Source organism: Spirochaetota bacterium, assembly GCA_026414805.1.
Classification (GTDB): Bacteria; Spirochaetota; UBA4802; order UBA4802; family UB4802; genus UBA4802.
This window is the reverse complement of record JAOAIH010000027.1, coordinates 21,334-35,407: the sequence shown is the minus strand read 5'-3', so window position 1 is coordinate 35,407 and position 14,074 is coordinate 21,334. Positions and strand designations below refer to the sequence as shown.

Annotated in this window: 14 protein-coding genes; 10 read left to right on the top strand and 4 right to left on the bottom strand. The window is 38.0% G+C overall.

Going from position 1 to position 14,074, the window contains the following annotated elements:
• Positions 1-74: 74 nt before the first annotated feature.
• Together N3F66_07355 and N3F66_07350 are read right to left on the bottom strand one after the other, a co-directional pair.
• Positions 75-2,144, bottom strand: a complete 2,070-nt coding sequence (locus N3F66_07355) for a hypothetical protein (GenBank protein ID MCX8123968.1) — start codon at positions 2,142-2,144, stop codon at positions 75-77.
• Positions 2,145-2,264: 120 nt separating this feature from the next.
• On the bottom strand, positions 2,265-3,098 hold the full coding sequence (locus tag N3F66_07350) for a hypothetical protein (protein ID MCX8123967.1): 834 nt from the start codon (positions 3,096-3,098) through the stop codon (positions 2,265-2,267).
• Positions 3,099-3,335: 237 nt separating this feature from the next.
• Here N3F66_07350 and N3F66_07345 point away from each other — a divergent pair, with 237 nt between their 5' ends.
• A complete protein-coding gene (locus N3F66_07345) occupies positions 3,336-4,154 on the top strand; it encodes a crotonase/enoyl-CoA hydratase family protein (GenBank protein MCX8123966.1) in 819 nt (272 codons plus the stop codon).
• A 44-nt stretch (positions 4,155-4,198) separates the two neighbouring features.
• On the opposite strand, the gene N3F66_07340 is transcribed toward N3F66_07345, so the two are convergent.
• A complete protein-coding gene (locus N3F66_07340; protein ID MCX8123965.1) occupies positions 4,199-5,641 on the bottom strand; it encodes an AsmA family protein in 1,443 nt (480 codons plus the stop codon).
• A gap of 326 nt (positions 5,642-5,967) precedes the next feature.
• Between N3F66_07340 and N3F66_07335 the strand changes: the two genes are divergently transcribed.
• The 9 genes from N3F66_07335 (at position 5,968) to smpB (ending at position 13,699) form a co-directional block, all read left to right on the top strand.
• The gene (locus tag N3F66_07335; GenBank protein ID MCX8123964.1) at positions 5,968-7,002 is read left to right on the top strand and encodes a mechanosensitive ion channel family protein; all 1,035 of its coding nucleotides are present in this window, start codon (positions 5,968-5,970) and stop codon (positions 7,000-7,002) included.
• Positions 7,003-7,232: 230 nt separating this feature from the next.
• Positions 7,233-8,591 (top strand): cytochrome c family protein, encoded by a 1,359-nt coding sequence (locus N3F66_07330; protein ID MCX8123963.1) that lies wholly within the window; start codon positions 7,233-7,235, stop codon positions 8,589-8,591.
• Positions 8,592-8,597: 6 nt separating this feature from the next.
• Positions 8,598-9,209, top strand: coding sequence for an ABC transporter ATP-binding protein (locus N3F66_07325; protein MCX8123962.1), 612 nt, complete (start codon positions 8,598-8,600; stop codon positions 9,207-9,209).
• A complete protein-coding gene (locus tag N3F66_07320; GenBank protein ID MCX8123961.1) occupies positions 9,187-9,849 on the top strand; it encodes a heme exporter protein CcmB in 663 nt (220 codons plus the stop codon). Before N3F66_07325 ends, N3F66_07320 begins: the two co-directional genes overlap by 23 nt.
• Positions 9,850-9,879: 30 nt before the next feature.
• Positions 9,880-10,533: a cytochrome c biogenesis protein CcsA gene (gene ccsA, locus N3F66_07315; protein MCX8123960.1), complete on the top strand. Its 654-nt coding sequence runs from the start codon at positions 9,880-9,882 to the stop codon at positions 10,531-10,533.
• Entirely contained in the window at positions 10,530-10,697 is a 168-nt protein-coding gene (locus N3F66_07310; protein MCX8123959.1) for a CcmD family protein, read from the top strand. Before ccsA (N3F66_07315) ends, N3F66_07310 begins: the two co-directional genes overlap by 4 nt.
• Positions 10,684-11,055 (top strand): cytochrome c maturation protein CcmE, encoded by a 372-nt coding sequence (locus N3F66_07305; protein ID MCX8123958.1) that lies wholly within the window; start codon positions 10,684-10,686, stop codon positions 11,053-11,055. The genes N3F66_07310 and N3F66_07305 overlap by 14 nt, the downstream gene beginning before the upstream one ends.
• Positions 11,055-13,211, top strand: a complete 2,157-nt coding sequence (gene ccsA / locus N3F66_07300; GenBank protein ID MCX8123957.1) for a cytochrome c biogenesis protein CcsA — start codon at positions 11,055-11,057, stop codon at positions 13,209-13,211. The genes N3F66_07305 and ccsA (N3F66_07300) overlap by 1 nt, the downstream gene beginning before the upstream one ends.
• A 35-nt stretch (positions 13,212-13,246) precedes the next feature.
• Complete coding sequence (smpB, locus tag N3F66_07295) at positions 13,247-13,699, top strand: SsrA-binding protein SmpB (GenBank protein ID MCX8123956.1); 453 nt, start codon at positions 13,247-13,249, stop codon at positions 13,697-13,699.
• On the opposite strand, the gene N3F66_07290 is transcribed toward smpB, so the two are convergent.
• A complete protein-coding gene (locus N3F66_07290; GenBank protein MCX8123955.1) occupies positions 13,700-13,990 on the bottom strand; it encodes a hypothetical protein in 291 nt (96 codons plus the stop codon).
• Between the last annotated feature and the right edge of the window lie 84 nt (positions 13,991-14,074).

Below are 14,074 nucleotides of genomic sequence, written 5' to 3'. Positions count from 1 at the left end.
GGTTTGGCACACGTACTCGTGCCACAGGGATATAAGTGGTACGGTATCCACGATAGAAAAAACGCACAGGCAGGTTAGTCCCTGCCTGTATTTTTTTCCTCTTCACAATCTTCAATAAAATTTTTAGCTATTGTGTCATGTGGATTTACAGATAGTATTTCCTTAAATAGTGCAATTGCTTTGTCATAGTGCTTTTTGTTATAAAGAGATAGAGCCTTTTGAAATTGTTTGGCAGTTGCTATAAATAAATCAATGGATTCCTCAGGATAGATTGATAATACCTCATATATTGTTGTTGGCTGTGATTTGCCCTTTACTATCACCTTGCTTATGTAACGAAAGTGATATCCCGGGGTTTCCTTTACATGTTCATACACATCGCCAGATACCAGTATTGTAGTATGGAAGTGTTTGGTTAGGCTCTCAATGCGGCTTGATAGGTTTACCGTATCAGAAATAACGGTGCTTTCTATACGCATGGTTTCGCCAATTATGCCAAGTATAGCGCTCCCTGTATGAATGCCAATACCAATAGATATGGGTTGCAGGCCGTAGCTTTTGCGCTCTTCATTATATTCTTGGATACGATTGACCATAGCAATTGCTGCATCAATGGCATCCTTTGGAGATTGTGGAAACAGCGCCATGATACCGTCGCCAATGTATTTATCTATAAAACCGTTATGGCTGCGGATGATGGGGCCAATACGGTTTAGATATGAGTTGAGGAATTTAAATGTTTCCTCAGGTGTCATATTTTCTGACAGGGTTGTGAAAGAGCGAATATCAGCAAAGAGTATGGTAATTTCTTTGAGCGTCTGGTCACCTAACTGCACATCAAGAATACTTTGTTTTTGTAAAAATGCCAAAAACTCATGTGGAACAAATCGCTCCAGTGATTGATTAAGATTGCTCAAATGTGCGGACAGATGCTCCACCTGAAGGAAAGAAAAAGAAAATATGCGTGCGATAGCAATTGCTTGCGTAAATATAAATATGAATAGTCCTATTGGCAATATGTACATTGTGGGGAGAATGTTTCTTGCATACAGAATATCGTTAATTGCAGCAAGCATGAATAACACAAACCCTGCCAGAAAATAGTTAATGTGCAGTCGCTTTCGCTTTGCTGCTATGACAAGGCATACCAGTACATACAAAAGGCCTGATAGCACTGCAATCTGCATGAATGGCACCAGCCTGTTGAAGAATGAAACAGGTGTAGCAATGGCAAGAAGTGTTACAATAATAAACACCGCGTTGAAAAACCGCAGGTGCTTCATTTTAATTTCCAGTGGATAGACTTCATGGAAGAACATCCCAAAGAAAAGCCCACCAAGATAAAAGACCCCAAGTTCCATTTTAATCTGTAGTTCCCATGGGAAACCAGGAAACATATTTGCTATTGTGGTGCTGCCGGTTGCTAAGATACGGGCACACACTGTTAGGCAAAAAAGGCCAAACCACAATGGTGCCCTGTCTTTGGTTCGGAATAAAAAAAGAGCAATGTTGTATAAACCAATGATAAGGATAGCCCCAAATAAAAACAGGTCACGGATGATTTTGGTATTGTAGTGTGTAAGAATTGCATTAGCCTTTCCAATAATGATGGGCTGCCACATGCCGGCGGTGCGGTAGTCCCTGTTAGAAATGTGTACTACACACAGAGCAGTTTTGTTCTTTGGAGTGAAATAGATTGCCTGATGCCTAAATTCATTTTCCATTTTTGAAAGGTCCTCAGACACCCTGCCATTGCGTGCTACCTCAACACCATTGATAAACAATCGGTATGCAGTTACCATGTGGTCAAGGTACATTCCGTAAATTGCATTGTCGGGCAATAAAATTTTTATTGCATACGTGGCATAGCCTTTTGCTGGCAACTTTTTGCCGTCAAGCACATAGTCAGTCCAATGCTGGGGCATCATGACGCTGTCGGTTGGTTGTGGTGCAGTGCCTTTTTCAATTGCAGCAGGGGCAACAAGCTCATTCCACCAGAAAAGCCATTGCGCTTTTATTTTATATGTGGTACTATCATCAAAGGTAAGGTTTTGCATGTCATAAACGGCTTCATTGCTAAAGGAAGGAGTTATACAAAAGAATATGGTAGCGATAGTTACTGTACAGTAGATCAACTTTTTCATAACAGATTGCCTTGAACATTAATTATTGCATTTAATGCGGATAATACTGTGTGAAGAGAATTATTGCAATAGAAAAATTACAGGGGCGCATTGCAGTGCGCCCCAGCAAGTTTATATTTGTTAAAATCCAAATTCCTTGCTCACAGCAAAGAAGAACTGTGCGTAACCCGCACCAGCAACAGCATCTGTGGTACTTGCTAATTCAATCTCTGTTGCCTGTACATCCATACGCAGGCCTACAATTGTTGATAACCCTATATCTTCAAATGCAAGTCCGCCAGCTATTTCAAAGCCAAATCCTATGTTTTGGTCAGCTGTTGTTTTTTTTTCGGTTCCATTAAGTTTATACGTAGACAATGGCGCTTTATATAACCATAGCCCTGTTTGTAATGCAAGTGACACTGCTCCAAGTGGCAGTGTAGAAAGATCCCTTATTCCAACAATAAATCCATTGCCAACCATTTCCTGCTTCCCAAATGGTGCAATTGAACTCCCATTCGATGTCCTGGCATCTTCCTCTCGCAATGCTTTCCATATCCTAAAACCTACAAATATATGGGTATAACCCATATCGCCTTCTTCGGTAAGTGCTTTTATGCCTATAGTCCCATCCCATGTCCAGAAATGGCCGCTACCTTCGGTTTTGATGGTATTACCTTGCTCTTCCCATTCTAAGTCCTTTATTGAAGCATAGTAGAATTGTGAATGCAGAGCAACAATGTTGAAATTTGCCATAAAACCAAAATTAAAACTGCTTCCAGGTCCAGATCCTAAGGTTGAGCTGGAGTCATTTGTGGTATTTAAAATAACTCCATACATAGTAGCACCTGTACCAACACCGCCATTAAGGATTAATCCAAATTGGCCGCTATTTACCTGTGCCTGTACTGGTACTGTAATTAATCCAAATGCACAAAGTGATGATACAAAAAGTGTTGCCAGTGTTTTGTACATACAAGCCTCCAATAAAAAATTTACCCGCTATATGAAATGTATACAATAATCATGGGAAAATGTGAAATAAAAAAAGAAATAAAAAATAAATTGTTAAAAAATTTATTTATAAAGCAGCACATTTGAATGTACTAATCCTCCACTTGTATCAATACAACATAACACTGTGATTTTTTGATTGATAAAAAATTGTACTGTAATTAGTGTGTATAAAAATTTTCATGAGGGGTATTGTCTATGGAATATAAATATTATTCAGTTGAAAAAAAGCCGCCAATTGCTTGGGTGTATTTAAACAGGCCTGAAAAGAAGAATGCAATGAATCCGCCTGCATGGTGGGAAGCTCCTTCGGTATTCAAAGAACTAGATGCTGATGATGAAATTAGAGTAATTATTATTGCTGGTAAAGGGCCTGCATTTACTGTTGGTATTGATTTAATTGAAATGGCAGGGGAAATAAAAGAATTAGCTGATCCCAATCAAAAAGGTGGTATTAAGCGAAAGTTATTACAAACTATCTACAGGATGCAGGATACCATGACCTGCATTGAAAAATGCCGAAAACCGGTGATTGCTGCTGTTCACGGGTACTGTGTTGGTGCCGGTCTTGATATGATTGCCGCTTGCGATATACGTCTTGCCAGTGCTGATGCACAGTTTAGCCTGCGGGAGGCAGCAGTAGGGTTTGTTGCTGATGTTGGTGTATTACAACGCTTGCCACATATCGTGGGGCAGGGTATAACCCGTGAGCTTGCTTACACTGCAAAATACATTACAGCACAGCGCGCAAAGGAAATACTTCTTGTCAATGAAGTGTTTGCTGATCAAAATGCACTGTATCAGGGTGCAGAGAAAATGGCAATGGAGATAGCGGAAAACTCACCGCTGGCTGTACAGGCTTCCAAAGATGTATTGAACTATGGTATAGGCAAGACAATTGATGATGCATTGAAGTATGTTGCGTCAATGAGTGCCAATATTATTCCATCAGATGATTTGTTTGAAGCATTCACTGCGTTTGCTGAGAAGCGCAAACCAAAGTTTACCGGTAAATAATAAAGATAAAAAACCCGCAAGCAAAAGACTTGCGGGTTTTTTTGTTAGAATAGCTTTTTAAGTTTCTTTGTCGCTTTTTCTTTTGCTTTTTCAGTGCCTTTTTCCACTGCCTTCTGAGTGGTTTCTGCAGCTTTCTCTTTTGCTTTTTCCTTTGCAACATCTGCCACATCGCCGCCTAAATCTTTTATAACATCCATAAGCGACGGCAATTTTGGAGCTACTAGCTTTGTTTTTGGCTTATCCATGGTGCCGGTAACCAAAAATTGTAAAAACACTTTTCCATCTTTGTTGGTAAGATAGCCAAATGCCTTTTCGGCTACCTTATCTGGTTTTACATATTTTGCAACATTGCCCTTTATAAGCTTTGACGCATTCTTTTCTATACCATTATAGATAGATTTGTTGTGTTTTTCATTGAGTGTCATGTCTATTTCAGAGTTTACAGCTTTTGTGTTGAGATTAATATCCGCTTTGAAATTGCCCGCATAGTCATCGGTACTGATTCTGCCATTTGTTATTTTTAACAAACCACCTTTATACCAAATGTCAACATAGCCATTTTTCCATTTTACATCTTTTGATAAAAATTCAAACTTGCCTGCATAATTTGCCAAAGTTTCATTGCTCTTTATAGCATCAAAAATCTGTAAGCCTGTCATGGTGCCGTAAGGGCTGCCGGCTTTTAAGGAAATTTCTGGGTTAAGAATTCGTGTTTTGAGGTCAAATGGCTTTACTGTGCCCCGTGATGCAAGGCCAATATCAAATGACTCTACGCTGCCTCCACTAGTTTTGCCAATGGTTTTAATGCCAATATCAAGCTTAAGTTTAATCTGATTCTTCTTTGCAAGGTCTTTTGGATCTATTTCGATATCATGTACAAGCGCATTTATATTATACAGCTGTAATGTCTGTTGTAGTGACTGATCAACAAAAGTGATAATTCCTTTTTCAATACCAACTTTTCCTACAGTTATGCCAATAGGCAATGTGTCAGCAGTCACTGGCTTTGAAGGTTCTTCTTTTTTAACTTCTTCAACTTTCTTTTCTTCTTTTTTTGAAGGCTTCATCAAATCCGAAAAATTGAATGCACCGCTTGCATAACGTGTAATGTTTATTTTTGGGCCAGACAACAGAAGTTCACGGAGTTCAAATTTACCCTGTAGCAATGGAAGGAATTTTAGCTTAAATGTGAAAGAATCAAGCCCCACAAAGAGGTCACCCTTATCAACAGGTTTGCCTTTAAGCGCTTCTAACTGTGTTGGGGTTTTAAAGTTAGAGATAGCTACTCCTTTCACCTCAATGCCGGAGACTACACTAAATATGCTCACATCAATTTTTTCAATTGTTACATGGCGGTTCAATGCTTTTTCCATCTGCTGTGCAATCATATCTTTGGAAATGACCAGCATAAGCACGATGCTTGCAATAATGACCAGAGCAAGCATACTACCTATAACTATCGCCACCCACTTGAATATTTTTTTCATGAAATACCTCCAGAAAAGATTATTATTACATTTACTAAATGTGTTAAAGTTATTCTGAACAATACTACTAATTATGGATAGTTACTGAAAATAAAAATATATGTAAATAAAACATGAAATAGTTACACTAACAATAGATAGTATTTTAAGATAAATAATTGTTTATAGATTTATGTAACAAAGATTTAGGATAGATTACACAAAAATATACAATTTTGCAACAATTTTATCTGTTTTCCAGTATGCATTTATAGGTGATATTACCTTGCTAAAAATATCTATTTGAGATACTTATTGAAATTTTAAGTGGATTTCAGGAGGTAATTATGGACGCTATAAAAGAATACCATTCTTTCGTCATCGTTATAGTAGTATTCAGCCTTTCAATGATTATTCTTACAATTATACGCACAGTGGTATTTTCATTTCTTGGAAAATGGGCAAAGAAGACAAGCATTATTATAGATGATATTATTATTGCAACATTGAAAAAACCATCAATTTTCATTGTCATTGCTATCTCAATTCTTATAGCAATGCAGTATGTTTCTGTTTCCCACACAATTCAGTTGGTTGTTAACAAAGTTGTCAATACCATCATAATCTTTGCTGTAACGCTTGGAGTAGCTAATATAATTGGCGCAGCGCTGCAAAAATATGTGAAAGATGCAAATATTCCCCTTGCTCCTACTGGTTTAACCTATGTCATTATTAAGGGGCTGGTTATACTCATAGGTGTGCTTATTATTTTAAATTATTTAGGTATCTCAATTGCCCCAATACTCACCACATTAGGTGTTGGAGGTTTAGCGGTTGCTTTAGCTTTGCAGGATACCTTATCAAACCTTTTTGCTGGAATGCAGATTTTAATTGAGCGCTCGGTACGTGTTGGTGATTTTATAAAAATTGAAGAAGGTATTGAAGGGTATGTGGAGGATATCACCTGGCGAACAACCCGTATCAGGATGCTCCCTAATAACATTGTTATTATACCAAACAGCAAACTTGCACAGAGCATGATTACCAATTTTTACCTGCCTATCCCTCACTTAGCGGTGCGAATTCCTGTAAGCGTAAGCTATGGCTCTGACCCCCAGCATGTTGAAGAAACAATTCTAGATGAAGTGATAAGCGCTGCTTATGACATAAAAGAACTTATTTTAGAGCCGGAGCCTGTAGTCAGGTTTATTCCGGGTTTTGGCGATAGCTCATTGGATTTTACCCTTATTGTATATGTAAAAGAATATGCTGACCAGTTCCCTGTAGAATCGGAACTGCGGAAGCGAATATTCAACCGCTTTAAAAAAGAAGGAATTGAAATCCCATTCCCACAGCGAGTTATCCATATTGCTAAGGAGTAAACATTGTTGACATTTTTGTTTTATGGCTAAATTGTGTAATCGTTATTTTTATAGACTTACTCCTGGTAATATTTGTGCAGGTACAGATATGATAAATATGTTCGTCGCCTCACCTATTGTGCTGAGGTTTTCTTGTAGGACAGTCCTTAGAGTAAGCAGCCTCTCACCTTTACTGGGAGATGGTCGTGAGGGTGAAGATAATAATTAATCACATTCCTGGAGGAGTGTTCATGAAGTCAAAGGTAATAATTTTAATTATCATTATTACATTAACAGGGTATGCATTCTTTGTAGGCTGTCAATCCACACCACATTACAAATTGGCTCAATTTATTAACCCGGCAACTTGCGGTGGGTGCCATGATGAAATTTATGAGCAGTGGAAAAATTCCATGCATAACCTTGCACAAAAGGATATCATTTATAAAGAGTTTGCTGCATTTTATTTGAATGATATAAAAAAACAAAATACTGTTAACAAAGATGAACTGGAAGAGGCAGAAAGCTGCGTGAAATGCCATATACCGGTAGGGTATATCACAGGAAAACCCCTTACAGTGACTGAAGAGCTTGCAATAGAAAAAGATTTGCCTGAAATCACAAAAGAAGGCATACAGTGCGATTATTGCCATGTCATTGTTGATGCAAAGAAAAACTATAATGCTCATTTTACTTATAAGCCGGGCAATGGTGAAGCTGACCCTGGTGTAAAACGTGGGCCGTTTAAGGATTCAAACCCTGATTGGCATCAGGCCGCATATTCAAAATTCCATACACAGGCTGCATTTTGCGGCACCTGCCATGATGTGCGCCATGTTGTGTATGGCACAAAGCTTGAAACCACCTTTGAGGAGTGGAGTAAAAGCCCCTACAATACCGGTGATGAAAAAACAACTGTTCCCTGTCAGGGCTGCCATATGTACCACAGGCCAGGAGTGCCAGCTACCGGTTCCACACCACGTCCCAACAATCCTGGCTTTGCTGCTTTTGGGGGCCCACAGCGCGATCATATTTTTACGCACTATTTTGTAGGCGGCAACAGTGTAATTCCAGGATTATTTAATGATAAAGTCAAAGGCCAAATGGCCCAGGAGCGTTTAAAGAATGCAGCTTCCATTATCATTGATGCGCGCGATCTTTCATCAGGAACTATCGCCGTCACAGTTACCAATACAGGTGCTGGACACAAACTTCCCACAGGGCTTACTGATGTACGGCAGATGTGGCTAGAAATAATTATTGTGAATCAATACGGTAAAGAGGTCTATGCAATAGGAAAAGCTGATAAAAGGGGCTATCTGCCTGATAATACTATAATCTTTAAAACAATATTTGGTGATGGCACCGGAAAACCAGTGGCAAACATAGCAAAAGCAAAGGAAATACTGTTTGATAACCGTATTTTGCCAAAGGAATCAGTTACCAATACGATAATACTTCCAAAAGGATTGAAGGGTAGATATACAATTAATGCACGATTGCTGTACCGATTGGCTGATCAGAAAACGGTGGATGATATTATGAAAGACAAGGCTATAAAATTACCAATCATAGAAATGGCAACTGCCAAAAAGGATATACAACTGTAGGTAAGAGTGATAACAATAAAAGCTTTTAATCTTACAAAACGATACACTCATACCTTGTTTAAAGGTATTACCTTTGAGCTTACACAAGGGCAATCACTTGCCATAATGGGTCCAAACGGCAGTGGAAAATCAACGTTGCTTAAAATTATTGGCACTATTGTGCTACCTGATAGCGGCTATGTGGAATATTACAATGGTCACAAAAGAATCAATAGTGATGTATGTAGACGGCATGTAGGTATTGTTGCACCCTATATACAATGTTACAACAATCTGACAGCAATAGAGAATATTATGTTTGCATTTGGCTCTGTAAATGATGCCACTGTAGAGCTTTTAAAGCGTCTGGATATTTACAAGCATAAAGATAAAGTTTTGCATGAATACTCAACTGGCATGGTGCAACGCTGTAAGATAGCGATGGCACTGGCAAAAAAGCCGGATGTAGTATTGCTTGATGAACCGGGATCAAACTTAGATGATGCTGCAAAAAAAATCCTTTTTGAAATGATTGAGGAAATAAAACCCTTCACCGTTATCATAATTGCAACAAATGACAGCAGGGAAGCAAATCTTTGCCATAGGAGTATTGTGCTTGATAAAAGCAATTTTGCGTAATATTGTAAAAGATATCCAGATTGATTTTAGAAGTAGAATTGTTATTTCGCTTATACTTTCGTTCAGTGTTATTGTGACAGTATCAATTGGATTTGCTTCAGGAGGTATTGCTGGCACCCCAGTGGTACATTCCATACTGTTGTGGGTTATTATATTCTTTTCTGGTATGAATACTTTGTCACATATATTTTATAGGGAAATAGAAGAAGGAACAGCGTTATTCAATCTTATGTACTACAGTGCTGAAATTATATTTGTATCCAAACTACTAATAAACTGTATAGTTATGGTTGCAGTTGCCATTGTTACAGGATTGCTGTATCTATTTGTTATGGATGTTTTTGTATTTAACGTGAGGGATTTTGCACTGGTACTTTTGACAGGAAGCGTGGCGTTGGCAGTATGTACCACCATCATTGCGGCAATAACAGCAATTGCACAAGCTCGTGGAGGACTTTTTACCATATTATCTTTTCCTATTACCCTCCCAATTATAACTGTGGTAATAAAAACAACATCACAGTGCTTTTCAAAAGTGATTTTTTCTTCTTATAGCGCTATACTTTTTCTACTTGCATTTTCGGTATTGCTTGGGGTGGTATCATATATGCTGTTTCCCCATATATGGCGACAGTTTTAACTGGATGAATTTTTTCAATGTGGAGTACCAATGATTTTAATAATAATTGATGCACTATTAATGCTTTTATCTTTGTATTGTATTTTCATGTGGGTACCGCCTGCATCCATACTGGGTGAAACCAGCAGGATTGTGTACCTTCATGTGCCATTGGCATGGGTTGCTACTCTTGCATTTGCTGTTGCAGGGTGGGCTGCAATACAGTATGTGCGGAAAAAGAAGATTGTATATATTCATTATGCACGAAGCTCAGTACATATTGGTTTTTTCTTTTGTATACTTACTGTAATAACAGGTTCACTGTGGGCAAAAGTTATGTGGGGAAGTTATTGGAACTGGGACCCCCGCCAAACTTCAATTGTGTTATTGCTGTTAATGTATATTGCCTATTTCAGTTTGCATCAGATAGTAACAAACCCTGCACAGGCGCCAATGCTTGAAAGTGTATATTTGATTATTGCATTTGTTGCATCACCCTTTTTGATATTTGTTGCTCCACGAATGTATCCATCATTGCATCCTGACCCCATAATAAATACAGGTGGACAAATACATTTTGATACTGATATGCGACTGGTTTTAATTTTATCGGTGGTGTCATTTACCATATTGTATGCTATCATACTACGTTTGTTTTCAAGGATGATGATGCTAGAATATTTACTAAATGAGGATAAATCATGAAGAATTTTTATCTGGTAACTATCGCTCATGCAATCACAGGTATTGAACAAACTACGGTGCTATTTACAGTTTCGGTGGTGGTATGGCTGGGAATTGTATGTTATTTAATACTTCTTCATACTAAAGTAAACAAATTAGAAAAGAGGCTCAATGAAAAAAAGTAGTATTGTAATCATTGTGATTATTGTAGTAAGTGCGTGTGTGGCGCTCTTTTCATTCAAGGGACTTTTAACACCGTATGTACCATTTGAAGAGGCAAAAAGTGGTTCTGCATACGTACAGGTCATTGGGAATTTAGTAAAATCAATACCTGTTGTAAATACTCCGGAAGGATTTGCATTTTACATTGAAGATGAACATTCACAGCGCTTGCACATTATTCACAGGGGTTCAAAACCGCTTAATTTTGAACATGCAACAAGTGTTGTTGCAATTGGCAGATTTAACAAAGATACACACATCTTTGAAGCTGATAAAATTTTAGTTAAATGCCCTTCAAAATATACCAGGGAGAATAAATAATGTATTCTATAGTATATCACTTACCATGGCTTAGTGCTGTACTTGTGGCAGCATCACTTGTATTCTCAGTACAATCCTTTAAAAAGGGATCATTATTGAAACTTGCAAAATATTTTTACATCAGTGCAACTGCTGTTGTGGGAATAATGCTTGGAATACTGATTGCTGGCTTTATTGCCAACTGGTTTGAATTTACCTATGTATATAACCATTCTTCAGTTGATTTGCCACTGGTATACAGGATTGCAGCACTGTGGGCAGGTCAGGAGGGCTCATTTGTACTGTGGGCTTTTTTTATTATGTGTACTGGTATTGCAGTATTACAAAAAAAGGATAACTATGAAGTAGTGAGGCTTACACTTGTAGGGCTGGTATCGCTTATATTTATTGTGCACATTGTTAATAATAATCCATTTACACTTGTGTGGAATACGGTTACCGGTTTTACACCGGGAGTAAGACCTGCCGATGGTAATGGTCTAAACCCACTATTGCAGGATTTTTGGATGGTGATTCATCCGCCGGTTATGTTTTTGGGGTATGCAGTTGCTGCGGTACCATTTGTCTATGCGCTGATAGCACTTATATACAATAACTACTCTGTTTTGCTTTCCTCTTATCGCTTTGTTGTTGCAACGGTTTTATTGCTTGGTGCAGGGAATTTTTTAGGTGGCTATTGGGCATATAAAGTACTTGGCTGGGGAGGATATTGGGGATGGGATCCTGTTGAAAACTCCTCACTGATACCATGGCTAACGAGCATTGCACTTTTACATGGATTATTGCTGCAGAAATGGCATTCTGCGCTTATTCGTTGTAATCTTGTTTTGGCGATAGTTACTTTTATATTGATACTATTTGGTACGTTTTTAACCCGCAGCGGAATCCTTTCCGATTTTTCGGTGCATTCATTCAGTGGTGCCGGGCATTTTACTGATCTGCTTTTTTTTATTGTTACTATCATAATGGTAAGCATAGGTTTGCTGTTTTACCGCAAGAATGAAGCAAAGGGAAAAGAGCTGAGCACGAGTGTACTATCACGGGACAATGTACTTGTGTACGGTATTGCTGTGTTAGTATTTTTTGCTGCATTCGTTTGTATTGGCACCTGTATGCCTCTTATCACTGATATGTTAGGTCAATCATCAACGGTTCAACAAACATACTATACCAGCATTGCAAGGCCAATTGCATTTTTAGTAGTACTATTGCTCATACTGGTACCATTTATTAAACCACCAAAAGTTACTAGGGCAGTAGTAATTGGCATATGTGCTGTATTGGCATCCAGCATTATTTACATTGGTCATAGGATTACAATTATCCCATTTGCATTGATGACATTATCGTTTATTGTAATATTTTCTAATATCAAAGGTTTTTTACCACATATTCCTGTTGGTCTGCCAGCACGGATTGCACATATTGGAGTTGCTGTTATGATAGTGGGTATTATTACCTCATACACACAATCTCTTGAGCATCATGTAGAGATAAGCCGGGGCGAGAAAAAGTCAATTCCTCCGGTAACATTGCAGCTGTTAGGGATGACACAAGAAGCTGAAAAGACTAGCATTGTATTTAACTATGAATATGGTAACTCGTCGTATGTGATACAGACTCCGTATTTTATTGATACACGTACAAACCAGCTGTTCAGAGAACCTTACATTGATTATTCTATTGGATATGATGTGTATATATCGCCGGTTGAATATATTCGTGGTCATGACAAGCTCACGCAAGTTATGGTGTCAAAGGGTGCTGTACAGCAGTTTGTTGATCTTACAATTCGCTTTGATGGTTTTGATATTGACCGTGCGGCAATGATGCAGGGGAATGCCAAAGTATATGCTGAGTGTATGGTTGTGTATAAGGGAACACGATACACGGTGAAGCCAGGAGTTCAGTTTGCTAACAATAACAAACAATCTATCCCAGCGATTATACCGGGTACTGATCGCACTGTTACATTAATGGACTTTGATATACATGAAAAAATAATTGTGCTTCATATTGATCCACCACGCAATGCAACTGTACCTGCAGATTCTGTTATTGTTGATATATCATTTAAACGTTTAGTATGGCTTGTGTGGCTTGGAACACTGCTTATAGGTGTTGGTACAGCAATACCACTATTTAAGCGACAATGAAAACTACTCAACAATGTTAAGAAAAATAAGGGTGTATGAAAGAGGAAAAAGAAATAGTAGTCAACAAAAAAGCACGCTTTGAGTATGAGATACTTGATACATTAGAAGCAGGCATAGTGTTAAAAGGGACTGAAGTAAAATCACTGCGGCAAAAAAAAGTGAACATACAGGATTCTTATGCTCGTATTAAGGATGGCGAAGCGTTCCTGTATGGTATGAATATATCACCCTATGAAGCGGGTAATATCTTTAATCACGACCCGTTGAGAGTACGTAAACTATTGCTGCACAAACAGGAAATAAAGCGTTTGACAGGCAAACAACAGGAAAAAGGTCTCACGCTTGTTCCGCTGAAGCTGTACTGGAAAAATGGAAAAGTAAAAGTATTACTGGGACTTGCTCGAGGCAAAACCCAGTATGACAAACGACATGATATAAAGAAGCGTGAATCTGATAGAGAATTACAGCGGTACAAACGAATGCGTTGATTACGTATATACTGCTACTGATTCAATTTTTTTTGCTATCTCCTTGAATTTTTCTGCTATTTTTTTTGTATCTTTTCCTTTTTTAAGCTGGCGAGCAGCAATTAACTTTAACACTTTTAATATTGACTCATAATCAGGTTTATTAAAATTGCCACCTGCAATAGTAAACAACTCATGAAGAAGTTCAATTGCTTTTTTATAGCTGTCCTTCTCTGATTCAAATACATTTTGAGCCACACATTGTGCAATTTCGTCTTTAATTGCTTCAGCATCATATTCACGCAATAGCATGTAACGTGGAGTCCTCCTTAAATAAAATATTTAAATTTCATTATGGTTTTGTCATATTATAATAGTCATTGTAATTAAGAATAT

Coding starts and splice junctions, on each gene's coding strand:
- N3F66_07345 (MCX8123966.1), top strand. CDS start 3,336: ATGGAATATAAATATTATTCAGTTGAAAAAAAGCCGCCAATTGCTTGG.
- N3F66_07355 (MCX8123968.1), bottom strand. CDS start 2,144: ATGAAAAAGTTGATCTACTGTACAGTAACTATCGCTACCATATTCTTT.
- N3F66_07290 (MCX8123955.1), bottom strand. CDS start 13,990: ATGCTATTGCGTGAATATGATGCTGAAGCAATTAAAGACGAAATTGCA.
- N3F66_07335 (MCX8123964.1), top strand. CDS start 5,968: ATGGACGCTATAAAAGAATACCATTCTTTCGTCATCGTTATAGTAGTA.
- N3F66_07350 (MCX8123967.1), bottom strand. CDS start 3,098: ATGTACAAAACACTGGCAACACTTTTTGTATCATCACTTTGTGCATTT.
- N3F66_07340 (MCX8123965.1), bottom strand. CDS start 5,641: ATGAAAAAAATATTCAAGTGGGTGGCGATAGTTATAGGTAGTATGCTT.
- N3F66_07310 (MCX8123959.1), top strand. CDS start 10,530: ATGAAGAATTTTTATCTGGTAACTATCGCTCATGCAATCACAGGTATT.
- N3F66_07330 (MCX8123963.1), top strand. CDS start 7,233: ATGAAGTCAAAGGTAATAATTTTAATTATCATTATTACATTAACAGGG.
- N3F66_07305 (MCX8123958.1), top strand. CDS start 10,684: ATGAAAAAAAGTAGTATTGTAATCATTGTGATTATTGTAGTAAGTGCG.
- ccsA (MCX8123957.1), top strand. CDS start 11,055: ATGTATTCTATAGTATATCACTTACCATGGCTTAGTGCTGTACTTGTG.
- smpB (MCX8123956.1), top strand. CDS start 13,247: ATGAAAGAGGAAAAAGAAATAGTAGTCAACAAAAAAGCACGCTTTGAG.
- ccsA (MCX8123960.1), top strand. CDS start 9,880: ATGATTTTAATAATAATTGATGCACTATTAATGCTTTTATCTTTGTAT.